Annotated in this window: 22 protein-coding genes and 1 pseudogene; 15 read left to right on the forward strand and 8 right to left on the reverse strand. The window is 66.9% G+C overall.

Features of this window, described 5'->3' with window-relative positions:
* Nucleotides 1-165: 165 nt before the first annotated feature.
* The 8 genes and pseudogenes from lpxD (at nucleotide 166) to V3B64_RS20065 (ending at nucleotide 10188) form a co-directional block, all read left to right on the forward strand.
* Nucleotides 166-1188: a UDP-3-O-(3-hydroxymyristoyl)glucosamine N-acyltransferase gene (lpxD, locus tag V3B64_RS20030; protein ID WP_010486339.1), complete on the forward strand. Its 1023-nt coding sequence runs from the start codon at nucleotides 166-168 to the stop codon at nucleotides 1186-1188.
* Nucleotides 1185-1643: a 3-hydroxyacyl-ACP dehydratase FabZ gene (gene fabZ / locus V3B64_RS20035; protein ID WP_032128326.1), complete on the forward strand. Its 459-nt coding sequence runs from the start codon at nucleotides 1185-1187 to the stop codon at nucleotides 1641-1643. Before lpxD ends, fabZ begins: the two co-directional genes overlap by 4 nt.
* Before the next feature lie 16 nt (nucleotides 1644-1659).
* Complete coding sequence (lpxA, locus tag V3B64_RS20040; RefSeq protein ID WP_032128327.1) at nucleotides 1660-2451, forward strand: acyl-ACP--UDP-N-acetylglucosamine O-acyltransferase; 792 nt, start codon at nucleotides 1660-1662, stop codon at nucleotides 2449-2451.
* A gap of 92 nt (nucleotides 2452-2543) precedes the next feature.
* A pseudogene (gene lpxB / locus V3B64_RS20045) lies at nucleotides 2544-3707 on the forward strand (lipid-A-disaccharide synthase); the annotation flags it as partial.
* Nucleotides 3704-4372 carry a ribonuclease HII gene (locus V3B64_RS20050; protein ID WP_049461544.1) on the forward strand — a complete coding sequence of 223 codons (669 nt, stop codon included), beginning with the start codon at nucleotides 3704-3706 and terminating at the stop codon, nucleotides 4370-4372. The pseudogene lpxB and the gene V3B64_RS20050, both read left to right, overlap by 4 nt.
* 218 nt (nucleotides 4373-4590) lie before the next feature.
* Nucleotides 4591-8181, forward strand: a complete 3591-nt coding sequence (gene dnaE / locus V3B64_RS20055; RefSeq protein WP_125893833.1) for a DNA polymerase III subunit alpha — start codon at nucleotides 4591-4593, stop codon at nucleotides 8179-8181.
* A 64-nt stretch (nucleotides 8182-8245) separates the two neighbouring features.
* The gene (locus V3B64_RS20060; protein ID WP_329914798.1) at nucleotides 8246-9115 is read left to right on the forward strand and encodes a hypothetical protein; all 870 of its coding nucleotides are present in this window, start codon (nucleotides 8246-8248) and stop codon (nucleotides 9113-9115) included.
* Between the two features lie 113 nt (nucleotides 9116-9228).
* A complete protein-coding gene (locus V3B64_RS20065; protein WP_121503849.1) occupies nucleotides 9229-10188 on the forward strand; it encodes an acetyl-CoA carboxylase carboxyltransferase subunit alpha in 960 nt (319 codons plus the stop codon).
* Nucleotides 10189-10328: 140 nt separating this feature from the next.
* Here V3B64_RS20065 and V3B64_RS20070 read toward each other — a convergent pair whose 3' ends face one another.
* On the reverse strand, nucleotides 10329-10784 hold the full coding sequence (locus tag V3B64_RS20070) for a CopD family protein (protein ID WP_032128333.1): 456 nt from the start codon (nucleotides 10782-10784) through the stop codon (nucleotides 10329-10331).
* 149 nt (nucleotides 10785-10933) lie between these two features.
* On the opposite strand from V3B64_RS20070, the gene V3B64_RS20075 reads away from it, so the two are divergent.
* Nucleotides 10934-11524 carry a class I SAM-dependent methyltransferase gene (locus V3B64_RS20075; RefSeq protein WP_032128334.1) on the forward strand — a complete coding sequence of 197 codons (591 nt, stop codon included), beginning with the start codon at nucleotides 10934-10936 and terminating at the stop codon, nucleotides 11522-11524.
* Nucleotides 11525-11617: 93 nt separating this feature from the next.
* Nucleotides 11618-12925, forward strand: a complete 1308-nt coding sequence (gene phaZ, locus V3B64_RS20080; RefSeq protein ID WP_121503850.1) for a polyhydroxyalkanoate depolymerase — start codon at nucleotides 11618-11620, stop codon at nucleotides 12923-12925.
* Nucleotides 12926-13061: 136 nt separating this feature from the next.
* On the opposite strand, the gene V3B64_RS20085 is transcribed toward phaZ, so the two are convergent.
* A complete protein-coding gene (locus tag V3B64_RS20085) occupies nucleotides 13062-14051 on the reverse strand; it encodes a sensor domain-containing protein (RefSeq protein WP_121503851.1) in 990 nt (329 codons plus the stop codon).
* Complete coding sequence (locus V3B64_RS20090; protein ID WP_032128337.1) at nucleotides 14048-14413, reverse strand: PadR family transcriptional regulator; 366 nt, start codon at nucleotides 14411-14413, stop codon at nucleotides 14048-14050. The genes V3B64_RS20085 and V3B64_RS20090 overlap by 4 nt, the downstream gene beginning before the upstream one ends.
* 136 nt (nucleotides 14414-14549) lie before the next feature.
* Between V3B64_RS20090 and V3B64_RS20095 the strand changes: the two genes are divergently transcribed.
* On the forward strand, nucleotides 14550-15452 hold the full coding sequence (locus tag V3B64_RS20095; RefSeq protein WP_329914801.1) for a peptidylprolyl isomerase: 903 nt from the start codon (nucleotides 14550-14552) through the stop codon (nucleotides 15450-15452).
* Nucleotides 15453-15737: 285 nt separating this feature from the next.
* Nucleotides 15738-15986 (forward strand): hypothetical protein, encoded by a 249-nt coding sequence (locus V3B64_RS20100; RefSeq protein ID WP_285302382.1) that lies wholly within the window; start codon nucleotides 15738-15740, stop codon nucleotides 15984-15986.
* Between the two features lie 39 nt (nucleotides 15987-16025).
* Here V3B64_RS20100 and V3B64_RS20105 read toward each other — a convergent pair whose 3' ends face one another.
* Nucleotides 16026-16898 carry a DMT family transporter gene (locus tag V3B64_RS20105; protein WP_329914802.1) on the reverse strand — a complete coding sequence of 291 codons (873 nt, stop codon included), beginning with the start codon at nucleotides 16896-16898 and terminating at the stop codon, nucleotides 16026-16028.
* 115 nt (nucleotides 16899-17013) lie between these two features.
* Between V3B64_RS20105 and V3B64_RS20110 the strand changes: the two genes are divergently transcribed.
* Together V3B64_RS20110 and V3B64_RS20115 are read left to right on the forward strand one after the other, a co-directional pair.
* Nucleotides 17014-17958, forward strand: a complete 945-nt coding sequence (locus V3B64_RS20110) for a LysR substrate-binding domain-containing protein (protein ID WP_329914803.1) — start codon at nucleotides 17014-17016, stop codon at nucleotides 17956-17958.
* Between the two features lie 68 nt (nucleotides 17959-18026).
* On the forward strand, nucleotides 18027-18320 hold the full coding sequence (locus V3B64_RS20115) for a hypothetical protein (RefSeq protein WP_005415831.1): 294 nt from the start codon (nucleotides 18027-18029) through the stop codon (nucleotides 18318-18320).
* 31 nt (nucleotides 18321-18351) lie between these two features.
* Here the strand turns inward: V3B64_RS20115 and V3B64_RS20120 are convergent, their stop codons facing one another.
* Together V3B64_RS20120 and V3B64_RS20125 are read right to left on the reverse strand one after the other, a co-directional pair.
* Nucleotides 18352-19131, reverse strand: a complete 780-nt coding sequence (locus V3B64_RS20120; RefSeq protein ID WP_329914826.1) for a DUF4349 domain-containing protein — start codon at nucleotides 19129-19131, stop codon at nucleotides 18352-18354.
* A 32-nt stretch (nucleotides 19132-19163) separates the two neighbouring features.
* Complete coding sequence (locus V3B64_RS20125; protein WP_046983156.1) at nucleotides 19164-19520, reverse strand: GFA family protein; 357 nt, start codon at nucleotides 19518-19520, stop codon at nucleotides 19164-19166.
* 113 nt (nucleotides 19521-19633) lie between these two features.
* Here V3B64_RS20125 and V3B64_RS20130 point away from each other — a divergent pair, with 113 nt between their 5' ends.
* Entirely contained in the window at nucleotides 19634-21442 is a 1809-nt protein-coding gene (locus V3B64_RS20130; protein ID WP_329914805.1) for a DUF885 domain-containing protein, read from the forward strand.
* Between the two features lie 141 nt (nucleotides 21443-21583).
* Here V3B64_RS20130 and agp read toward each other — a convergent pair whose 3' ends face one another.
* Both agp and smrA read right to left on the reverse strand, forming a co-directional pair.
* Nucleotides 21584-22813 (reverse strand): bifunctional glucose-1-phosphatase/inositol phosphatase, encoded by a 1230-nt coding sequence (gene agp, locus V3B64_RS20135; RefSeq protein ID WP_329914806.1) that lies wholly within the window; start codon nucleotides 22811-22813, stop codon nucleotides 21584-21586.
* Between the two features lie 44 nt (nucleotides 22814-22857).
* Complete coding sequence (gene smrA, locus V3B64_RS20140) at nucleotides 22858-24690, reverse strand: multidrug efflux ABC transporter SmrA (RefSeq protein WP_329893074.1); 1833 nt, start codon at nucleotides 24688-24690, stop codon at nucleotides 22858-22860.
* Between the last annotated feature and the right edge of the window lie 197 nt (nucleotides 24691-24887).

Raw genomic sequence — 24887 nt, forward strand, 5'->3', positions numbered from 1 at the left:
TGGCCCTGGACAGGACCGTTGGCGCCCTGGATGGCGCCATCGAGCACCATGGAGGGGCTTTTGCGTGTCCTGGCCAGGGCCACCCGCCGCCTCCCGCCCGTACCAGGCAGGCGCCAAGCCCTGCCCCCGCATGACCGCAATGCCGTCACACGTTAAACTCCCGCCGTGAATACTCCCACCTACACCGCCCAGCAACTCGCCGAGCAGTTCGGCCTGCAGGTCCATGGCGACCCCGCCACCGCCATCCATGGCGTGGCCACCCTCGCCCATGCCGGTCCTGGCCAGCTGACCTTCCTCGCCAACCCGCGCTACCGCGCCCAGCTGGCCGACAGCCAGGCCTCGCTGGTAGTCCTGCGTGCCGACGACGCCGAGGCCGCCCCCGGCGCCGCGCTTGTGGCCAAGGACCCGTACACCACCTTCGCCAAGATCGCCGCGCTGTTCGACATCGCGCCGACGCGCCCGCCGGGCATCCACCCCAGCGCCGTCATCGATCCCAGCGCGCAGGTCGCCGCCAGCGCGCATATCGGCCCGTTCGTCTCCGTCGGCGCACGCAGCGTGGTCGGCGAAAACTGCATCATCGGCACCGGCAGCGTGATCGGCGAAGACTGCAGCCTGGACAACGGCTGCGAACTGATCGCGCGGGTCACCCTGGTCACCCGGGTCAAGCTCGGCAAGCGGGTTCGTGTGCATCCCGGTGCCGTGCTCGGCGCCGATGGCTTCGGCCTGGCCATGGACGCCGGCAAGTGGATCAAGGTGCCGCAGCTCGGCGGCGTGCGCATCGGCGATGACTGCGAGATCGGCGCCAACACCTGCGTCGACCGCGGTGCGCTGGAAGACACCGTGCTGGACGAAGACGTGCGCCTGGACAACCTGGTGCAGATCGCGCACAACGTGCAGATCGGTGCGCACTCGGCCATCGCCGGCTGCACCGGCATCGCCGGCAGCGCCAAGATCGGCCGCTACTGCCTGCTCGGCGGCCACGTTGGCGTGGTCGGCCACCTCGAGATCTGCGACAAGGTCGTGATCACCGGCAAGTCGGTGGTCCGCAATTCCATCCATGAGCCGGGCGAGTACTCGTCCGGCACCCCGTTGACCGACAACCGCACGTGGCGCAAGAACGCCGCGCGCTTCAAGCAGCTGGACGCATTGGCTCGCCGCGTCCTGGCTGCTGGCAAGGAGAAAGAATGAACGACACGCTGCAGCTTCCGATCGACGTCTGCCAGATCCAGGAACTGCTCCCGCACCGCTACCCGTTCCTGCTGGTGGACCGGGTGCTTGAGCTCGACATCGACGCCAAGCGCATCCTTGCGCAGAAGAACGTCAGCATCAACGAGCCGTTCTTCCAGGGCCACTTCCCGGGCCGCCCGATCATGCCCGGCGTACTGATCATCGAAGCGCTGGCGCAGGCCGGTGGCGTGATGACCCAGCTCACGCTCGGCCGTGACTCGCAGTCCAAGCTGTTCTACATGGTCAAGGTGGAAAACGCCCGCTTCAACAAGCAGGTCGTTCCCGGCGACGTGCTGATGCTGGATGTGCAGATGAAGCGCCTGATCCGCAACATGGGCTGGTACTACGGCGAAGCCAAGGTCAACGGTGAAGTCGTTGCCTCGGCCGAAGTCATGTGCGCCGGCGCCAAGGGCTGATCCACTGGAGGCAGGAATGACTGACAACGCACCGCGGATCCACCCGACCGCCGTCATCGATCCGGCCGCGCGCCTGGCCGATGACGTCCAGGTGGGCGCGTTCACCCTGATCGGTGCCGATGTGGAAATCGGTGCCGGCACGGTGATCGGCCCCCACTGCAGCATCCACGGCCCGACGAAGATCGGCCGCGACAACCGCTTCATCGGCCACGCAGCCGTCGGTGGCGAACCGCAGGACAAGAAGTATGCAGGGGAGCGCACCGAGCTGGTGATCGGCGACCGCAATGTGTTCCGCGAGTTCGTCACGCTGAACCGTGGCACCGGCGGCGGCGGCGGCATCACCACCATCGGCGACGACAACTGGATGCTGGCCTACACGCACGTGGCGCATGACTGCCATGTCGGCAACTTCTGCGTGTTCTCCAACAACACCACCCTGGCCGGCCACGTGACCGTGGGTGACTACGTGATCATCAGCGGCTTCGCCGGGGCCCACCAGTTCTGCCGCATCGGTGCGCATGCCTTCCTCGGCATGGGCGCGCTGACCAATGGCGATGTTCCGCCGTTCACCATGGTCGGCACCGATTCGTTGGGCCGCCCGCGCGGCATCAACAGCGAAGGGCTGAAGCGCCGCGGCTTCGACGCCGAGCGCATTTCCGCCATCAAGCGTGCCTACCGCACGCTGTACGTGGCGGGCCTGCCACTGGCCGAAGCCAAGGTGCAGCTGACCGAACAGGCGCGCGACAGCGATGACGTGAAGGCCATGCTGGACTTCATCGAGCACGCCGAGAGGCCCTTGCTGCGATGAGCAGCACGACCGGCCAGGCGCCGGCCGGCGCCGCCGTGATTCCGCTGGCCTCGATGGCCGGCAGCGTCCCCGCGCAGCGGGTGCTCAGCGAGCGCCCGTTGCGGATCGCGCTGGTGGCCGGTGAGGCCTCCGGTGATCTGCTGGGTGCGGGACTGGTGCGCGAACTGAAGGCACGCTTTCCAAATGCCGAATTCGCCGGCATCGGTGGCGATGCCATGCGCAGCGCCGGCTGCCTGACCTGGCACGATGCCAGCGAGCTGGCGGTGATGGGCCTGACCGAAGTACTGCGCCACCTGCCACGCCTGCTCAAGCTTCGTTCCGCCTTCCGCCAGCGTGCGCTGGAATGGCAGCCGGACGTGTTCATCGGCATCGACGCGCCCGACTTCAACCTGGGCATCGAACGCTGGCTGAAGCAGCGCGGCGTGCGCACCGTGCATTACGTGAGCCCCTCGGTCTGGGCCTGGCGCGAGAAGCGCGCCGAGAAGATCGGCAGCAGCGCCGACCTGGTGCTGTGCCTGTTCCCGATGGAACCGCCCATCTATGCCAAGCACGGCATCGACGCGCGTTTCGTTGGCCATCCGATGGCCGATGACATCCCCCTGCAGGGCAACCGCGAGGAAGCGCGCGCCGCGCTTGGCCTGCCGACGTCGGCCAAGGTGCTGGCGGTGTTGCCAGGCAGCCGCCTGGGCGAAATCTCGCGCCTCGGTGAACCCTTCTTCGAAGCCGCCTGGCAGGTCTCCGAGCGCATCCCCGGCCTGCACGTGGTGGTGCCTGCCGCCAACCCCGCATGCAAGCGGCTGATCGAAGAGCAGCTGTCGCGCTCGGCGCTGCCGGTCGCGTACTCGCATGTGCTCGACGGCCAGGCGCGCAACGCCATGATCGCGGCCGACGTGGTGGTGCTGGCGTCCGGTACCGCGACCCTGGAGGCGATGCTGGTGAAGCGTCCTATGGTGGTCGGCTACCGTGTCAACGAGCTGACCTACCGTCTGGTCAAGGCATTCGGCCTGATCAAGGTCGACCGCTTCGCCCTGCCCAACATCCTGGCCGGCCAGGACCTGGCACCGGAGCTGATGCAGCATGACTGCACGCCGGACAAGCTGGCTGCGGCCATCCAGCAATGGTTCGACCACCCGCAGCGGGTGACCGACCTGCAGGACACCTATGCCCGCCTGCATGAGCGCCTGCGCCGCAATGCGTCGGCACGTGCCGCCGACGCCGTCGGCGAGCTGCTGATGCGCGACCAGGCCCAGGCATGAGCCGCCGCCATGCCGCAGCGGCCAGCCTGACCCTGTTCGATGGCGCGGCGGTGGTCGAGCCGGAGCGCCTGGTCGCCGGCGTCGACGAAGCCGGTCGTGGCCCGCTGGCCGGGCCGGTCGCGGTGGCGGCCGTGGTGTTCGACCCGGCACGGCCGCGCATCAACGGCCTGGACGATTCCAAGCAGCTGACCGCGGCGCGCCGCGAGCAGCTGCATGACCGCATCATCGAGCGCGCCCTGGCCTGGCATGTGGTGCTGGTGGACGTGGACACCATCGACCGTCTGAACATCTACCAGGCCACCCTGCAGGGCATGCGCGACGTGGTCGCAGCGGTCGCCCACGTGGCCGGCTTCGCGCGCATCGATGGCAACGTGGTGCCCAAGGGGCTGGTACTGCCGGCGCAGGCGCTGGTCGGCGGCGATGGCATCGACCGCGCGATCATGGCCGCCTCGATCCTGGCCAAGGTCTCGCGCGACCGCTACATGCAGGAGGTGCATGCCCGCCACCCGCAGTACGGCTTCGAGCAGCACAAGGGCTACGGCACCCCGGCCCACCTGGCCGCCCTGCGCGAGCACGGCCCCTGCGTGGAGCACCGGCGCAGCTTCGCCCCGGTGCGCGAGTGCCTGGAAACAGCGCCAGCCCCCGCGATCACAGCCATCGCTTGAACAACGGCTGCCGGGTATCGTCCGGCGCTTTCACGGCAATGTGAACGCCTCCGCTGGCGCCGGGCCATGCCCGGCGACATTCGCGCAATCGGCGCACCGTCAAGTCCTTGTCGCTTCCCCCTGCCCTCGCTACCCTGACCGGGCACTCCAGCGCATCCCGACCCCGGCGACGATCTTCCGTCAGCACCCGGGGCCCGCGCGCTCCAACCTGGTCCGGCATGTCCAACTCCCGCTTCGTACATCTCCACGTCCACACCGAGTTCTCGCTGGCGGACTCGACCATCCGCGTGCCGGCCAAGCCCGACCAGGCGGACCCGAAGAAGGCCAAGCAGGCCAACCTGCTGTCGCGCTCGGTCGAGCTCGGCCTGCCCGCGCTGGCGGTGACCGACCTCAACAACCTGTTCGCGCTGGTCAAGTTCTACAAGGCCGCCGAAGGCGTGGGCATCAAGCCGATCGCCGGCGCCGACGTGCTGATCGCCGAGGAAGGCCAGGACCCGTGGCGGATGACCCTGCTGTGCCGCGACCGTGAGGGCTACCTGAGCCTGTCGCGCCTGCTGACCCGCGCCTGGATGGAAGGCCATCGCCCGGAAGGCGGCGTGGCAATCCACCCGGACTGGCTGAAGGCCGGCAACGCCAACCTGTTCGCACTCGCTGGCCGGCAGAGCCTGGCCGGGCGCCTGGCGTTGGACGGCAAACATGAACTGGCCGAGCAGCAGCTGGCCGACTGGCAACGCGTGTTCGGCGACGGCCTGCACCTGGAGCTGACCCGCACCGGCCGCGAGGGCGAAGAAACCTTCAACCAGTTCGCGCTGATGGCCGCCGGCCAGCGTGGCCTGCCGGTGGTGGCCAGCAACGACGTACGCTTCCTGTCGCCGACGGATTTCAGCGCGCACGAAGCGCGCGTGTGCATTTCCACCGGCCGCGTGCTGGACGACCCCAAGCGCCCGCGCGAATACAGCGACCAGCAGTACCTGAAGTCTGCCGAGGAGATGTGCGCGCTGTTCGCCGACATCCCCGATGCGATCGACAACACGCTGGCGCTGGCCGAGCGCTGCAACATCGAGATGCGGCTGGGCACCTACTTCCTGCCCAACTACCCGGTGCCGGACGACGAGACCCTGGACACCTGGATCCAGAAGATGTCGCGCGATGGCCTGGAAGAGCGCCTGGAGAAGAATCCACTGGCGCCGGGCAAGACCCGCGAAGAGTATTTCGAGCGCCTGGAGTTCGAGCTCAACACCATCATCAAGATGGGCTTCCCGGGCTACTTCCTGATCGTGGCCGACTTCATCCAGTGGGGCAAGAACCAGGGCATTCCGATCGGCCCGGGCCGTGGTTCGGGTGCCGGTTCGCTGGTGGCGTGGGCGCTGAAGATCACCGATCTGGACCCGCTGCCGTACAACCTGCTGTTCGAGCGATTCCTCAATCCCGAACGCGTGTCGATGCCCGACTTCGACATCGACTTCTGCATGGACCGCCGCGACGAGGTGATCGACTACGTTGCGCGCAAGTACGGGCGCGAGCGCGTCAGCCAGATCATCACCTACGGAACCATGGCCGCCAAGGCGGTGGTGCGCGACTCCGGCCGCGTGCTCGGTTTCCCGTACGGCCTGGTCGACGGCGTCTCCAAGCTGATCCCGAACATCCTCGGCATCCACCTGAAGGATGCGCTGGGCAAGGGCAAGGAAGGCCCGAGCTCGGAAATGGCGTCGGCCGAACTGATCCAGCGCTACGAGACCGAGGACGATGTCCGCGACCTGATCGATCTGGCGCTGCAGCTGGAAGACCTGACCCGCAACGCCGGCAAGCACGCCGGTGGCGTGGTGATCGGGCCCGAGCCGCTGAGCGAGTTCTGCCCGCTGTACGCCGAACACGACGAGAACGGCCTCGGCAAGAACCCGGTCACCCAGTTCGACAAGAACGACGTGGAAGAAGTCGGCCTGGTGAAGTTCGACTTCCTGGGCCTGCGCACGCTGACCATCATCGACTGGGCGGTGAAGGCGATCAACAAGCGCCATGAGCGCGCCGGCATCCCGCCGGTGGACATCGCCGCGATCCCGCTGGACGACACGCCCACCTACAAGGACATCTTCGCCAACGGCAACACCGGCGCGGTGTTCCAGTTCGAATCCTCGGGCATGCGCCGCCTGCTGAAGGACGCGCGCCCCGACCGTTTCGAAGACCTGATCGCGCTGGTGTCGCTGTACCGCCCCGGCCCGATGGACCTGATTCCCTCCTTCAACGCGCGTAAGCACGGCCAGGAAGAAATCATCTATCCCGATCCGCGCACCGAAGCGATCCTGAAGGACACCTACGGCATCATGGTGTACCAGGAGCAGGTGATGCAGATGGCGCAGATCGTCGGCGGCTACTCGCTGGGCGGCGCCGACCTGCTGCGCCGCGCGATGGGCAAGAAGGTGCCGGCCGAAATGGCCAAGCACCGCGAGATCTTCCGCGAAGGCGCGGCCAAGGACGGCGTGGACGAGGCCAAGGCCGACGCGATCTTCGACCTGATGGAGAAGTTCGCCGGCTACGGCTTCAACAAGTCGCACGCCGCTGCCTACGCGCTGGTCAGCTACCAGACCGCATGGCTGAAGCGCCATTACCCGGCCGAGTTCATGGCGGCCACGCTGTCCTCGGACCTGGACAACACCGAGAAGGTGGTCGGCTTCCTCGACGAGGTGCGCAACCTCGGCCTGACCGTGCTGCCGCCGAAGGTGAACCACTCCGCCTTCATGTTCGAAGCCGTGACCCCGGACACCATCCAGTACGGGCTTGGCGCGATCAAGGGCGTCGGCCAGGGTGCCTGCGAGGCCGTCGTGGACGAGCGCCTGAAGGGTGGCGACTACAAGGACCTGCTCGACTTCTGCACCCGCGTCGGATCGGCCAAGCTCAACCGGCGCACGCTGGAAGCGATGATCAACTGCGGCGCACTGGATGAGCTCGGGCATAACCGCGCCTCGCTGATGCTGCAGCTGCCGGAAGTGATCAAGGCCACCGACCAGATGGCGCGCGAACGTGCGTCCGGGCAGAACTCGCTGTTCGGCGGCCCCGACCCGAGCGCGACCACGATCCAGCTGGACCTGCCCGAAGCCGAGGAATGGCCGCTGCTGCAGCGCCTCAACGGCGAGCGCGACACGCTGGGCTTCTATCTCAGTGGCCACCCGTTCGATCCATGGCGCGACGATGTACGCGATCTGGTCGGCAACGACCTGGGCTCGGTGGAGAAGATCTGGAGCGCCAACAGCGGTGGCGGTGGCGGCGGCGAAAAGCGCTGGCGCCCGGAAGTACAGACCGTGCTGGCCGGCCAGGTGGTCGGCGTGCGCCGCAAGGGTGAGAGCCAGATCTTCATCCAGCTCGAGGACGGCCGTGGCCGCGTCGAGTGCAGCGCGTTCTCCGACGCGATGGCCGAGTTCGGCCACCTGATGACCAAGGACCGCATCCTGGTGGTCAAGGGTGGCCTGCGCGAGGACGAATTCAACGGTGGCTTCGCGCTGCGCATCCGCCAGTGCTGGGACTTCGACGAAGTCTGCGCCAACTACGCCACCCGGCTCTCGCTGCGCCTTGACCTGCGCCAGCAGCGCCCGGTCTGGGAGCGCATCGACGCCCTGCTCGACCGCCATCGCCCCGGCCGCACGCCGCTGCGCCTGGACCTGCTGCTGAAGGGTCCGCAGGGCGGTGTCGCCGGCATGCTCGATGTGTCCGGGCAGAGCGCGGTACGCATCGATTCCAAGCTGATGGAGGCGCTGCGCGCCGACCCCGCCGTGCGCACCCTGAAGGTGCGCTACAGCCCGCCGTGGGCCAGCTGAAGCTGGCTCCCTGGTTTTGCTGATACCCCTGCTTTCCCGTTCCATGTATCAAGGACGATTGCCGATGAAGACCCTGCTGTTCCCGTTCGCCGCCGCGCTGGCCCTGGCCGCCTGTTCGCCCTCGAAGGTCGAGTTCCAGATCGACAACCCGACCGACACGCCGCTGGCACTGAGCATCGATGGCAAGGACCTGCCGGTGGCCGCACAGGGCTCGCGCCCGGTCTCGCTCGCTGTCGGCGAGCATCGCCTGCATACCGACAAGCTCGGTGACGTGCGCTTCATCGTCTACGTCGACGGTCGTGGTGGCCTGATCAACCCGACCCTGAGCGAGTACGTGGTCGCCCGCGAGATCTATGTCACCGACGAGAGCAAGCTGAAGAACTTCGGCACCGGCAAGGCCGGCATCGAGCTGGGCGGCGTCGACTTCGAAGGCCCGTTCGAAAAGAGCCACGAACTGTTCATCGACAAGACCTGGACCTACGGCGTGCACGAGCCCTTCCCGAAGGAAAAGGTGGTGGCCCACGTCGACGCCAGCGGTGGCCAGATCGTGGCCAAGGTGTTCACTGCGCCGGACTTCATCGCTTACGTGGAAGAAGGCATGGGCGAGCCCGGTGCGTTCAAGCGCGAGCAGCCGGCCGGCTACGTGGCCCCGGCGTTCAGCCTGGAACCGGCCCCGGCCACCCTTCCGGCGCTGGTGCCGGCCTTCGAGGCGCATGCCGTGCCGCTGCGTGAGGTCTATGCGCGCTGGCTGAAGGCCACCACCGCCGATGAACAGAAGGCCCTGCGCAAGCAGGACTTCGCCGCGCAGATGGCCTTCACCTCGGCCACCGCCCCCCTGGGCAGCGGGCTGGGCCGGGAGGCCAACGAGGCCTACAACGACTTCGTTTCCCAGCGCAGCCAGCTGATGGGCCGCAGCGCCCTGGTAGTGCCCTGAGCTGACTGGCGCCCCCTGCCCGGCTGCGCTACCGTCGCCTTCCAGACGAAGGCGTACGGGTGGTTTGCACGCATTCGGCTAGAATTCCCCTCTTCTTTACACGACGGCTTCCGATGAATCCGAACTACCTCGACTTCGAGCAACCCATCGCCGACCTGGAAGCCAAGATCCAGGAACTGCGCAACGCCAGTGCCGGGCCGGCGGTCAATGTCGAGGCGGAAGTGCACGCGCTGCAGGACAAGCTGCGCCTGCGCACCGCGCAGATCTTCCGCAACCTGACCTCGTGGCAGGTACTGCAGCTGGCCCGTCACCCGTCGCGCCCGTACACCGCCGACTACCTCCGCGTCATGTTCGATGAGTTCCAGGAGCTGGCCGGCGACCGTGCCTTCGCCGACGACAAGGCGATCATGGGCGGCCTGGCCCGCATCAACGGCCGTTCGGTGATGGTGATCGGCCACCAGAAGGGCCGCGACACCAAGGAAAAGATCAAGCGCAACTTCGGCATGCCCAAGCCGGAGGGCTACCGCAAGGCCCTGCGCCTGATGAAGATGGCCGAGCGCTTCGGCCTGCCGGTGCTGACCCTGATCGACACCGCCGGCGCCTGGCCGGGCATCGATGCCGAATCGCGTGGCCAGTCCGAAGCGATCGCACGCAACCTGATCGAGATGGCCGAACTGAAGGTGCCGATCATCTGCACCGTGATCGGTGAAGGTGGCTCCGGCGGCGCGCTGGCGCTGGGCGTGGGCGACCGCACCGTGATGCTGGAGTACTCGGTGTACTCGACCATCACCCCGGAAGGCTGCGCCTCGATCCTGTGGAAGGATGCCGGCAAGGCCAAGGATGCCGCCGAACAGCTGGGCCTGACCGCCCCGCGCCTGAAGAGCCTGGGCCTGGTCGACAAGGTCGTGCGCGAGCCGACCGGTGGCGCCCACCGCAACCCGACGCAGATGGCCAAGCGCCTGAAGGCGGTGCTGCTGAACGAACTGGACGCGCTGGACAAGCTGTCCACCGAGCAGCTGCTGGAACAGCGCTACGCCCGCCTGCGCAGCTACGGCACGTACGAAGCTGCCTAAGCCCGGTAGTGCCGGCCGCTGGCCGGCAACACGCAGGTGATTGCAGAAACGAAAGAGCCGGGCAATCGCCCGGCTCTTTCGTTTGCGCCCTGGCGGCATTCACGCATGGCGTGGATCTACCGGGTGCAGATGACCCCGCGTCAGAACGGCTTGGCCAGCACCAGCCACACGATCGGAATGAAGGCCAGCAACGGGATCTCGTTGATCCAGCGCAGCGCGCGCGACGACGGCAGCGCCCTGCCCTTGGCGACGCCCTTGAGCAGGCGCCCGATCCAGCTGAAGTACACCAGCAGCAGCACCACCAGCCCCAGCTTGGCATGCAGCCAACCGGCGCCGCCCGAGGCAACCATCGTCGGGAAATCCGGAATGACCTTGTAGCCCAGCCACAGCACCAGACCCAGCAGGAATGCCAACCCGAACATCGAGTGGCCGAAACGGTACAGGCGCAGGCCCATCAGCTGCAGGCGCTCGGTCACCGCCGGCTGGCCTGCGGTCTCGGCCAGATTCACCAGGATGCGCGGCAGGTAGAACACCGTGGCCATCCACGCCACCACGAACACGATGTGGAAGGTCTTGACCCAGTAATAGCTCTGCATGCGCTCGCTCCGGCGGCTGGCGTAGGTTGGCGGCCATTCTCGCATGCCGTGGCAAGGCCGCCGCAGGCACGCACGCCGCGACACATCGACGCATGGCACGCCGCAACGCCGTACGATAAGCGCCGTTTTCCCCGATCGTGCACCGCCCCATGGACAAGACCTACGACGCCGCCTACTTCCAACGCTGGTACCGACGTGCCGACATCGGTGGCAGCGCCCGCCTGGCACGCAAGGTGGCATTGGCTGTGGCCAGCGCCGAGTACTACCTGGAGCGACCGATCCGCAGCGTGCTGGACATCGGATGCGGCGAAGGCGCCTGGCGCGCGCCGCTGCTGAAGCTGCGTCCGAAGGTCGAATACCTCGGCTTCGACAGCAGCGAGTACGCTGTGCGCCGCTACGGCCGCACCCGCAACCTGCACCTGGCCCGCTTCGGTGATTTCGCCTGGCTGCGGCCCTGCGCCCCGGTCGACCTGCTGATCTGCTCGGACGTGATGCACTATGTGCCCGACCGTGAGCTGCGTGCCGGACTGGCCGGCGTGGCGGAGCTGACCGGCGGCGTGGCCTTCCTGGAGACCTTCGCCGCCGAGGACGCGTTCGAGGGCGACCACGAGGGTTTCCAGGCCCGCCCGGCGCGCTGGTACCGGCGGACGCTGGCCCGGCACGGCCTGCAGCCGGTAGGGTCGCATTGCTGGCTCGGTCCCGCCCTGGCAGGCGATGCGGCCGCGCTGGAACGGATGTGAATCCGGATTCATTATTTTCAGCCAACTTAACCTGCGGGACACCCGGATGGGATATGCTGCGCGGCAACATATGACCATACATATTCGGTCGTCATGCTCTATCAACTGCACGAACTGACCCGCAACCTGCTCGCCCCCTGGGTGCACCAGGCCCAGGCCAACGCCAGGTTCTTCGCCAACCAGGGCCACTGGTGGTCGCAGATGCCCGGTGCTGATCGCCTGGCGGCGGTCAATGAACTCTTCCATCGCATCGGCAAGGATTACGAGAAGCCCGAGTGGGGCATCAACGAAATCGACGTCGAGGGCGAGCGCGTGCCGATCGTCGTGCACGAGGAAGTGAGCAAGCCGTTCTGCAAGCTGCTGCGCTTCAAGCGCCACAGCAATGAAGCCGACCAGCTGCACACCATGCTCAACCAGCCGTTCGTGCTGGTGGTGGCGCCGCTGTCCGGCCACCACGCCACGCTGCTGCGCGACACCGTGCGCACGCTGCTGCGCGACCACCGCGTGTATGTGACCGACTGGGTCGACGCGCGCATGGTGCCGGCCAGCGAAGGCGAGTTCGGCCTGGACGACTACATCGCCTACATCCAGGAGTTCATCCGCCACCTCGGCGTGGAGCGCCTGCACGTGGTCAGCGTGTGCCAGCCGACCGTGCCGGTGCTGGCGGCAGTTTCGCTGATGGCCAGCCGTGGCGAGCCGACGCCGCGCACGCTGGTGATGATGGGTGGCCCGATCGATGCACGCTGCAGCCCGACCGCAGTGAACAACCTGGCCACGCAGAACCCGCTGTCGTGGTTCGAGAACAACGTCATCCACACCGTGCCGGCCAGCTATCCCGGCGCCGGCCGTCGCGTGTACCCGGGCTTCCTGCAGCACGCCGGTTTCCTGTCGATGAACCCGAGCCGCCACTTCAGCTCGCACTGGGACTTCTACACCGACCTGGTCAAGGGCGACCTGGAAGACGCCGACGCGCACCGTCGTTTCTACGACGAGTACAACGCGGTGCTGGACATGCCGGCCAAGTACTACCTGGATACCATTTCCGTGGTGTTCCAGGACTTCCTGCTGCCGCGTGGCGAGTGGGTGGTCAACGGCGAGAAGGTCGATCCGTCGGCGATCCGCGACACCGCGCTGCTGAGCATCGAAGGCGAGCTGGACGACATCGCCGGCCTCGGCCAGACCGAAGCCGCGCAGGCGCTGTGCACCGGCATCGACGCTGGCCGCCGTGAGCATTTCATTGTCGAAGGTGCCGGCCACTACGGCATCTTCAGCGGCCGTCGCTGGCGCGAAGTGGTGTACCCGAAGGTGCGCGATTTCTTCGCCGCGCATGCCGAAGCACCGGCGGCGAAGGTCACGAAGAAGAAGAGCAACGTCACCCCGTTACGGCGAAAGGCGGGGTAACTCGCCCAGGGTGGGTGCCGACCTTGGTCGGTATGCCCTGGTAGATGCCAACCTTGGTTGGCGCTCTACCCTGAATCCCGGTATCTGAAGGATCGTGCCAACCAAGGTTGGCACCTACCGGAGCGTCCGCACCCGCTTACAGCCGCACGAGCAGGTTCTTGGCGATCAGCCCATGCAGCTTGCCGATGCCGCGTGCCAGGTGCATCGTCAGCAGCAACAGCAGCGCGCCCGCCGCGGCAACCGCGATCGCCACCAGCGGCGAGGCCGCCATCGGCAGTACGTTCACGTCGTTGATGTACACGCCGGGGATGTCGCCACTGAAGATCGCCGCGACCGGCGCCCAGATCAGGCTCAGCGACAGCGACAGCAGCGTCACCGCGATGGTGAAGTAGATGACGCCCAGCGGCAGCATCAGCACGAAGTACAGCAGCGTCAGCCAGGTGCGGCCATCGGTGAACATGTCGCCGATGCGCTGCAGCCAGGTGCGGCTGCGGTCGGTGTAACGCGGACGACGTGGCATGCGCTCGCCCAGCAGCGCTTCCACCAGCCGCCCTTCCAGCAGCGCCAGCCCGCGCACCGAACCGAAGAACAGCACGGTCAGCGGGATGCCGATGATCAGGATCAGCAGGCCCAGCGACAGCGACAGGCCAGTCACCACCCAGGTGAAGAAGAAGATGCCGGTGGCCAGCGACAGCAGCATGTAGAACAGCGCACCGTAGGTATGCGGATCCGTCACCACGCCGAAGAAGCGCGCCAGCAGCGAACGCGGCACCGGTACCGGCGGGGGTGCGGCCGGCTCGACGCCACTGGCTTCCGCCGCCGCACGCAGCACCGGTGCGGTATCCGCACGCGGTGTACGCAGCGCGCGATTCACCGTCACTTCGGTCTCGCGGTAGATTTCGGCTACCTCGTCCGGCGCACCGTAGCTGCCGGCAACGTCGGCGATCACCTCGGCCTCGCTGCGGCCGGGCTGCGCCGCCAGCTCCGAGCGCAGGTATTCCTCGGCGTCGTACAGCGCGTCCTGCACCATCGCCGGGTCGGCGCCTTCCAATGACGCGCGCAGCTGCGCCAGGTACTGCGGGATGGTCGTGGGCAGGGCTCGGCCTGCCAGGCTCGGGTCGTTCATTGCGGTACCCCCTCCAACACGGAATCGACGGAATCGCGTGTGGCCTGCCAGGCTTGGCGCCATTGCGCCAGCACCTCGCGGCCACGTTCATTGATGCGGTAGTAGCGCCGCGGCGGCCCGCTGCTGGACGGCTCCACATGGCTTTCCAGCAGGCCGGCGCCCTCCAGATTGCGCAGCACCGGGTACAGCGCGCTCTGCTTGCCGCTCAGCACGCCCTCGCCCACCCGCTCCAGCTCCTTGGCGATCAGGTAGCCGTACAGCGGCTCCCCAGCCCGGGCCAGCACCGCCAGCAGGGCCAGCGACACCGTTCCAGCGCTGAGTTCCTTCTGGAACTTCTTCAGCTGGACATCGTCCTCGGACATGACCGGCCCTCCACTACGTTGAAGTCCACAGTAGTGCGAAGTTCGGTATAGCGAATGTGTCGTTAGTCACTCTGCCGGTTGGCGTGGCCGGGCCGCTCGCGCAGAATCGAAGCCTCGTTCATGTTCCGGGGATCCCATGCCGCACCGTCGTCGCCTTGCCCTGACCGCCCTCGCCCTGTCCTGCCTGCTGCCCGCCCTGGCCAGTTCGGCCACGCCCTACCGCAGCCCGCAGCAGATTCTTGATGCTTCGGCGGCCAGCGACTGGCGCACGCCCGACCCGGCCAACCTGCTGTACATGGACCTGCCGACCGGTCGGGTGATCATCGAGCTGGCGCCGCAGTTCGCCCCACGCCATGTGGCCAACATCCAGATTTTCGCCCACGAGCACTTCTGGAACGGCACCAGCATCTACCGTTCGCAGGACAACTTCGTGGTGCAGTTCGGCGATGCCGACGCCGATGACGCGGCCAAGGCAAAGCCGTTCGGCAGTGCCGCGCGCAAGCTGCCGGCCGAGTTCGAACGTGCCAGTGCCGGCCTGAAGGTCAGCGTGCTGCCGGACCGCGATGGCTGGGCCGCGCAGACCGGTTTCGTCGACGGCTTCCCGGTCGGCCAGGACCCGCAGGCCGGCAAGGCCTGGCTGGCGCATTGCTACGGCATGCTCGGCGCTGGCCGCAGCAACGAGGAAGACAGCAGCATCGGTGCCGAACTGTACGTGGTGACCGGCCAGTCGCCGCGCCAGCTGGACCGCAACATCACCCTGGTCGGCCGCGTGCTGAAGGGCATGGAGCTGCTCAGCGCGACCCCGCGCGGCCCGGCGCCGATGGGCTTCTACACCGACCCGAAGCTGCGCACGCCGATCGTGTCGATCCGTCGTGCCAGCGACGTGCCGGCAGCCGAGCGCACGCCGATCCAGGTGCTGCGCACCGATTCGAAGACCTTCGCCGATACGGTGGAAGCGCGGCGGAATCGCGTGGATGATTTCTACAAGCGCCCGGCGGGGCATATCGACCTGTGCAATATTCCGGTGCCGGTGAAGTAACGCCGTCGCGGGTTCTGCGCGTGGCGCGTGCTGAAGGTGCTTCATCGTTCATGGGCGTTACTTTTCTTTTCGCGCGAAAAGAAAAGTAACCAAAAGAAACGCGCCGCCAGGTCGCGAGCCGCCGTGCTTCGCACGCCGGTCCCCTGCGCTTCTCGGTGAATCAGGGGACGGCGCCGAACTCGCTGCGCTCAAACATCGGCGCCTCTTCGCCCCTGATTCCCCTGCGATGCTCGGCTCGCTCAAGGCGGACTGGAAGGTCAAGATCAACCGCAAAAGCATCCACGCATGGCGTGGATCTACTGGGTGCAGCTGTGGCCTTTGATCTGGATCCGCCTTGAGCGAGCCGAGCACCGCAGGTCCGGCGAGGGCGAAGAGGCGCGGGTGTCTGAGCGCAGCGAGTTCCCGCGCCGTCCCTCGACGGGCCGAGGAGCGCAGGGCACCGATGCGCAACGCGCATCGGCTCGTGACCGGCGGAACGTTTCTTTTGGTTACTTTTCTTTGCGTACAAAGAAAAGTAACGCCCATGAACAATGAAGCACCTTCAGCACGCGCCACGCGCAAGACGCCAACGCATCAGCCCTTCTGACTCACCGCCACACTACCCAGAATCAACGCACCCGCAATCAGCATCTGCAGCGTCACCGGCTCACCCAGGAACAACCACGCGAACGCAGCGCCGAACAGCGGAATCAGATAGGTCACGGTCGACGCACGCGACGGGCCGATACGGCCGATCAAACGATAGAACATCAGGAACGCCAGCCCGGTGCAGGCCACGCCAAGCGCGATCGCTGCGCCCCAGGCCTTGGCCGAAATCGCCGCCTGCGGCCAATGGCTGACCGCCATCGGCAGCATCCACAGCGAGGCACACGACAGCGTTGCCGCCGCCGCGGCCGCCGACGGCAGGCCGGTCATGTGCCGCTTCACCAGGTTCACGCCCAGGCCGTACAGCAACGAAGCCGCCGCACCGGCCAGCACCGCGGTGCCGATGCTCAGGCCGGAGACCTTGGCCGTGGCCAGCACCACCACGCCGGCGAAGCCGACCAGCAGCGCGCCCGCACGGCGCATGCCGATCTTCTCGCCGAAGAACAGGAACGCGATCAGCGCGGCGAACAGCACCGTCATCGCATTGCAGATCGCACCGATCGCGGCCGGCGCCTGTTCGGCGGCATAGGCGAACAGCACGAACGGCAGCGCCGAGTTGATCAGGCCGATCGGCGCCAGCCACAGCCAGCGACGCGGCGGGAACTGCGCGCGGGCGCGCCACAGGAACGGCAGCAGCACCAGCGCGCCCAGCACCAGCCGCACCTCGACCAGGGCGAACGGGCCGAACGACGGCACCGCTACCCGCATGAACAGGAACGAGCAGCCCCAGATGGCGCCCAGCAGGGTCAATTCCAGCGGTGTGCGCCAGTCGCGCTCGGCCGCCTGTGGGACCGCATTCATGCCCTGCCTCCGTCCATCGTCTGTTCCTCGCCAAGGCCGACAGGATCGGGCGAAGACGCCTGCCGCACAAGCGCGTAGTATCGCTGCCAGCCACAAATATGGTTTGAGGCTGGACATGCAGCTACGCCCTTCCCTGCTCCCCGCACTGGCCGTGTTCGCGGTTGCAGCGCGCCACCAGAACTTCGCCCAGGCCGCGCAGGAGCTGCACCTGACCGCCAGCGCGGTCAGCCATCACGTGCGCCGCCTGGAGGAGGTGCTGGAGACCCGGCTGTTCCTGCGCCATGCCCGCGGCGTGCGCCTGACCGCCGAGGGCCGGCAGCTGGCCGACGCCGCCAGCGCCGCCTTCTCCGATGTCGCGGCCGTCGCCCACCATCTGCACCCGGATGCGAACAGCGTGCCGTTGCGGATCACCACGCTGCGTTCACTGTCGTACTGCTGGCTGCTGCCGCGGTTGCCGCGTTTCACCCAGGCCCATCCGCACATCCGCATCGAGCTGCATACCGGCAGCGGCCTGGACCGCTACGACGACAACGGGCCGGAAGTCGGCATCCGCTACGGGCTGGGCCAATGGCCGGGCCTGCGTGCACAGCACCTGATGGATGACTACCTGTTCCCGGTGGCCTCGCCGGCGCTGGCCGGGGTTGAAACGCTGGTCGAACCGGCGCGCATCGCCGACCTGCCGCTGCTGACCGATCTGTCGCCGCAGGGCTGGCGTGACTGGTTCCGCCATGCCGGCGTGCGCCCACCCTCGCCACTGCCGCCGATGCATACCTTCGCCGACAGTACCGATGCGATGCGTGCCGCGGTGTACGGCATGGGCGCGGTGCTGGCACGTACCCACATCGCGCAGCCCTACCTGCAGCGCTACGAAGTGGTACGCCTGCCCGGCCCGGCACTGAAAGCGCGCTATGCGTATCACGTGGTGCACGCCGAAGGGCAACCGCCGAGCCACGCCGCGCGCCTGTTCATTGACTGGTTGCTGGAGCAGGCGCAGGACGAACGCACGCCGATTCCCGCGTTGCCGGAAAGCCTGCTCGGGCGCCCGGCCACACGCGCCTGACTGCGCCCTCACCCGTTCTTTGCTTCACGCTGGCTAGGCTGCAGGCAACCCCACACCGTATCGACGCCATGGCCATGCTGCGACTGCGCATCACCGGAACCGAAGACGACGCCCGTGCCATCAGCGACCTGCTGCTCGGCCTGGACGGCATCGAACATGTCGAGGAAACCGACGACCTGATGCCGCACATGGACGACGACGATTCCAGTTCGGCCGGGCTGTCCGATGACATCGGCCCGGGCATCCACGAACTGGAAGTGGAAGTCGGCAATGAAAGCACCGCGCAGAAGGTGCGCGATGCCGTGCAGGAACTGGCACTGGAGCTGGACGTGTTCGTCGAGTACGAGACCGACGAGGGCTGATGCCGGCGGGTTGCCGGCATCAACCTTCACCTCAGAGGCTGGGCGGCAGCCTGCGGCGGCGGCGACGCCACCACGCCCGCACACCCCAGGCCGCGATCAGGGCCAGCACCGCCACCGGCAGCAGCGCGGCCGCGGCGCGGATCAGGAACGCAACGCTGGTACTGAGGATGCTGCCCGATTCGCTCAGCGCCTCGCCAATCTCGCTGCGGCTGCGCTGGCCCGAGGTGGTATCGAAGTGCATCGTGACCAGCTGGGTATCGATGCGCCGGCGTTGCTGCGCCGAATCCTTGTTGGCCTGTTCGACGCCCGCTTCGATCTCCGACAGGCGCGTGGTGATCGCCATCAGGTCCTCGATCTTCAGGTCCTTGCGGTCCTGGTAGGACAGCAGCCGCGCATGTTCCTTCTCCAGCCGCGCCTTGGTCAGTGCGGTGTCTGCTACCTCCTGCGCCAGGTCCTCGGCGCGCGTATTGCGCGACTGCAGCGTGCCCCCCTCACCGGCCAGAGCGATCAACGGCTCGGTGCCCTTCGGCGCGATTCGTACCTTGACCTCACCGCTGGGCTGCTCGCCACTGCGCTGGTCGACCTGCAGCACCGCGCAATCACCGAACTTCGCACTCTGGCAGGCCTGCGCCACCTGCTGGATGCGCACAGCGATCTGCGCCGCTTCCAGCTGGATCTGCACGTCATGCTCGTAGGCCAGGAACGCACCTTCCGGCGAAGCGACAGCAGCATCGGCAGCGGCCGCACCCGCCTCCTGCGCCCTCTCGCCGTTCTTGGCACAGGCCGCCAGCGCCAGCAGCAGCACCGACATTGCCACCACACGCGTCCACGCGCGCAGCGGCGTCACAGTGCCGCTCCGTCGTAGGACATCACCGCCAGCGTGGCCAGGTCCACCTGCGGTACGCAGCGCACGTTCACCGCCACCATCGGCGTGCCGGTGCGCGGATCCACCGCTTCGCTGTAGGGGGCAACGCCGCACTCGCGGCAGTGGTGATGATCGATGTGGGCCTTGTTGAAGTGGTAGGTGGCCACGTCCGCCGGATTGGTGCTCAGCTGAAACGCCTCGCGCGGGGCAAACCACAGCAGGCTGCCGCGACGGCGGCACATCGAGCAGTTGCAGTCGATGACGTCGCTGATCGGCGCCTCGGCCTGTACGGTGAATGCGATCCTGCCGCAATGGCAGCTTCCCTGGTATTCCATGTCCTGTGCTCCGCTGGAGGGTCCTTGTCAGTGCCCATGGTAATCCTATGGCACGGGGACAAAGCAGCCCCGGAGGCCTATGCTCGGGAATTGACCCCAGTACAGGAACGCCGATGCGCCCGCATCTTCTTGCCCTCGCCCTGGTCGCCGCCCTGGCCGGTTGCCAGCCGGCCGACGCCCCGACCAACGGTTCCACCCCGGCCGCCAACCAGCAGGCCGGTGACGCGGCGGTTGATGCCGCCTTCGCCGACCTGTCCAAGCGCGCCCTGGACACCTGGATGCAGCTCTCGCCGGTCAGCGCCACCCAGATCGGCGACCACCGCTACGACAGCGAGATCGACGACCTGAGCGCCGCCGGCCAGCAGAAGACCCTGGCCGCCTACAAGGCGCTGCTGGGCGAGCTGGACAAGATCGAGGTGGCCAAGCTGGGCCGCGAAAACCAGGTGGACGCGGCGATCCTGCGCAACCAGCTGCAGTCCGAGATCTGGAATGCCGAGGTCATGCAGTCCGGCAAGTGGGACCCGCAGCTGTACAACGGCGTGGCCGGCAGCGCGATCTACGGCCTGATGGCCCGTGAGTTCGCACCGCTGCCCGAGCGCCTGAAGTCGGCCACCGCGCGCATGGAGAAGCTGCCGGCGATCTTCGCCCAGGCCCGCGAGAACCTGGATCCGGCCCGCGTGCCGAAGATCCATGCCGAGACGGTGGCCAAGCAGAACAAGGGCATCCTCAGCATCGTCGATACCTTCATCACCCCGCACATCGGCGAACTGCCGCAGGCCGACCAGCAGCGCCTGCAGGCCGCCATCGATGGCCTGAAGAAGGCGGTGGACGAACAGCAGACCTGGCTGGACAAGACCCTGGTGCCGAACGCCAAGGGCGACTTCCGCATCGGTGCGGAAAAGTACGACCAGAAGCTGAAATTCGCGCTGAACTCGTCGCTGTCGCGCCAGGAGATCGGTGAGCGAGCACGCGCCGAACTCAAGCGCGTGCGCGAAGACATGTACGGCATCGCGCAGACCGTGCTGAAGGACAAGCCGGGCGCGCCGGAAATGCCGGCCCAGCCGACCGACGAGCAGCAGCAGAAGGCAATCGAGGCCGCATTGGAACTGGCCTACGCCGACAAGCCGGCGCGCGACAAGGTGGTCGACGACGCCAAGGCCGCGCTGGAGCAGTCCACCGCGTTCGTGCGCGAGCACGACCTGGTGACCCTGCCCGATGCGCCGGTGGACATCATCCTGATGCCGGAATTCCAGCGTGGCGTGGCCGTGGCCTACTGCGATTCGCCGGGCCCGCTGGACAAGAACCTGAAGACCTTCTACGCCGTGTCGCCGATTCCGGACGACTGGAACGACAAGCAGGTCGACTCGTTCCTGCGTGAGTACAACTCGCGCATGATCCACCTGCTGAGCATCCACGAAGGTACTCCGGGCCACTACCTGGAAGGTTGGCATTCGGCCAAGTTCCCCTCCACCCTGCGTGCGGTGCTGCGTTCTGGCCTGTTCGCCGAAGGCTGGGCGGTCTACACCGAGCGCATGATGCAGGAGCAGGGTTACCTCAACAACGACCCGCTGTTCCGCCTGGTGCAGCTGAAGTTCTACCTGCGCACGATCTCCAACGCGATCCTCGACCAGGGCGTGCACGTGGACAACTGGGATCGCGAAAAGGCGATGCACCTGATGACCCATGACGCCTTCCAGCAGGAAAGCGAAGCCTCGGGCAAGTGGGTGCGCGCGCAGCTGACCTCGGCACAGCTGCCGACCTACTTCGTCGGTGCGCAGGAACACTTCGACACCCGCAAGGCGATGCAGGACAAGCTGGGTGACAAGTTCAACCTCAAGGCCTATCACGACCAGATGCTGTCCTACGGCGCCCCGCCGGTGCGTTTCGCACGCCAGCTGATGCTGGACCAGCCGATCGAGTGATCGCGCCGGTGTGAGCGGAAGCAGAACGGCCCGGGGAAACCCGGGCCGTTTTCTGTTCGGCGTCCCGGGATGGACCCATCCACGCATGGCGTGGATCTACTACCCGCCTGCCAGTAGATCCACGCCATGCGTGGATGGCATTCAATTCACCGCGCGATGCAGCACGCGCTCGAACTGCACGTCACTGCATCCATTCTGCCCACACCCGGGAAGCGCGAGCTCCACCCGAACGGGTGGCTGTACATCGCTCAACGGCAGCGCATCTCGCAGTTGCGCGGTGGTCGGGTAGACGTAGGCCAGGCGGAAACGCTCGCCACCGCTTTGGCGGTCGCGCCAGCGCTCGAACTGCAGCAGGCCGCCGATCGGTGTCTTCTCATACTGGCCCAGCAACGTGTAGTCCGTGATTCCCAGCGCCGCCAGCACGGAACCGATGTTGGAATCGTGGCCGACCAGCAGGCTCACCTTCGGTGACGCCGGATCTTCGAACAGCCCGTTTATTCTTGCCAAAAGCGGCGCGGCCACGTCCCGCGCCACCTCGGGTGTTCCGAACAGGATGTCCTGGTAGCGGTTGCGGATCTGCGCCAGCGCCTGCCATTTGGCCTCCGTGTTCAATCGGCCCCACCCTTCGCGGGGGATGCCACTTCCCTGGTAGTGCTCCATCAACAAGGCATCGACCAACCCGCTGGCCAGGGCCAGCGAACCGGAAGTACGCGGTTCTTTGCCCGGCTCTGCGCTGAAAATGGAATCGGCCGGCGTCAGGTGGCATTCGCTGCGGCCTGCGCACGCAGCCGACTGCGGGTAGCGGGTGATCGCCTCCACCGCCGCCAACGCCGGTGCCAGATCCGATGCGGCCTGCGCCTGTTGCATCGCCGACAACGCGCGTTCGCGGAAGGCCGCATCACCGTTGTGGATCACCGGATCGAACAACGGATCCATCGTGCCCAGCGGCATGCGCTGTTCCACCGTCACGTGGCAGCCCGGGAACGCACCGGCAACGAAGAACTGCGCGGTGGCCTGGGTACGCTGCAGGCTGTTGGCATGGGCGTGGAAGTCAGCCGGCTGCGGGCAGCCCGTTGCCGGCAGCAACTTTGCCTGCCGCAGCCACTGGCCGATGTAACGGCCCATGTAGACCTCCAGCACGCCGCCCTTGTTGGTCAGCTCGCCGGCGCCTACGTCCCAGCTCGGCCAGCGCTCCGGAGTCGCATTGGCCAACGCGCCCGATGCCACCACCGGTGCGCGCAGGTTGTGGCGGCTGAGAAGGATGACCTGCTCGAGGGCTTCGCCTTGCACTGATGGCGATGCAGCAGCTGCGGCTGTGGCGACCAGCACCAGCGCCAGCGCCAGCAGCAGGGGGCGTAGAGAACGAATCATGCGGGCCTCCGACCCCAAGGAATGCATCCACGCATGGCGTGGGTCTACTGGTCTGCAGCCACAAAACCACCGGTCTGCCGCGCCCACAACCGCGCATACAGGCCACCGGCCGCAATCAGCTCGGCGTGGGTGCCGGTCTCGACGATGCGGCCCTGGTCCATCACCACCAGCCGGTCCATGCGTGCGATGGTCGACAGCCGGTGCGCGATCGCGATCACCGTCTTGCCGCCCATCAGCTGGTCCAGGCTGTCCTGGATCGCCGCTTCCACTTCCGAGTCCAGTGCCGAGGTCGCCTCATCCAGCACCAGGATCGGTGCGTCCTTCAGCAGCACGCGGGCGATGGCGATGCGCTGGCGCTGACCACCGGACAGCTTCACGCCGCGCTCGCCCACGTGCGCGTCGTAGCCACGCCGGCCCTGCCCGTCCACCAGCGTATCGATGAAGGCTGCGGCGCGCGCCTTGGCCACGGCGGCATGCAGCTGCTCGTCAGTGGCATCGGGACGGCCATACAGCAGGTTGTCGCGGATCGAGCGATGCAGCAGCGAGGTGTCCTGGGTGACCACGCCGATCTGCTGGCGCAGGCTCTCCTGGGTGACATGGGCGATGTCCTGATCGTCGATCAGGATGCGGCCGCTTTCCAGGTCGTACAGGCGCAGCAGCACGTTGACCAGGGTCGACTTGCCGGCACCGGAAGGACCGACAAGGCCGATCTTCTCGCCCGGCTTCACCACCAGGTCCAGGCCGGCAATCACACCGCCCTTCTTGCCGTAGTGGAAGTGGATGTCCTGGAAGTGCACGCCACCACGGGTCACCTGCAACGGCACCGCATCCTCGCGGTCCTGCACGGTCAGCGGCTGGGCGATGGTGGTGATGCCGTCCTGCACCGTACCGATGTCCTCGAAGATCCCGTTGATGGTCCACATGATCCAGCCGGACATGTTGTGGATGCGGATCACCAGGCCGGTCGCCAGCGTGATCGCGCCAACAGTGATGTGGCCACCGTTCCACAGCCACAGCGCGAGCCCACAGGTACCGGCAATCAGGAAACCGTTGACGATGGCGATGGTCAGGTCCATGCCGGTGGTGATGCGGGTCTGCGCACGGTGCTTGACCGCCAGTTCCTGGATCGACTCGGCCACATAGGCCTGCTCGCGTCCGCCATGGGCGAACAGCTTCAACGTGGGAATGTTGGTGTAGCCATCAACGATGCGGCCCATCGCCTTGGAACGCGCTTCGGAGGCGATCCATGCGCGTTCCTTCGCGCGCGGAACGAAGTAGGCCAGGATCACTGCATAGGCCAGCAGCCACAGGATCAACGGCACCATCAGCCGCCAGTCCGCCTGCGCGAACAGGTACAGCGCGGTGCCGGTGTAGACCACGATGTACCAGAGCGAGTCGACCATCTGCACTGCCGATTCGCGCAGCGAGGTACCGGTCTGCATCACCCGGTTGGCCACGCTGCCGGCGAAGTCGTTCTGGAAGAAGTTCAGGCTCTGCCGCACCACGTAGTTGTGCATCAGCCAGCGCGAGCGGTTGCTCAGGCCAGGCACGATGGCCTGGTTGACCAGCAGGTTGTGCAGGCCGACCAGGATCGGCCGCGCGATGACCGTGATGAACAGCATCCAGCCCAGCTCATTGGCATGGCGCTTGAAGAAATCGCCCCCCGGCTGCTCGGCGACCATGTCGACGATGCGGCCCAGGTAATCGAACATTGCCACTTCCACCAGCGCCAGCAGCAGGCCGGCGATCAGGGTGGCCAGCAGCACCGGCCACACCGGGCGCAGGTAGTGCAGGTAGAACGGCAGCACCTTGCGCGGCGGCATGCGCCCGTCCACGGGCGGAAACACCGGGATCAGGGATTCAAACCAACGGAACATCGCATTCCCTCGCCATCAATAGCCGGCGGAGTATCCCACGCCGCGTGTGTACGCCAGCCGATGATCACCGCGGTTCCGGTAGTGCCGGCCGCTGGCCGGCCCCCTCGCGACGCTTCCGGGGATCATCAGGTTGCCGGCCAGCGGCCGGCACTACCGATGGGATTCGTCAAACGGCAGCGCCGGGCCACGCCCGGCGA

Origin of the sequence: Stenotrophomonas sp. SMYL86 (assembly GCF_036320025.1) — a bacterium.
Taxonomy (GTDB): domain Bacteria; phylum Pseudomonadota; class Gammaproteobacteria; order Xanthomonadales; family Xanthomonadaceae; genus Stenotrophomonas; species Stenotrophomonas maltophilia_A.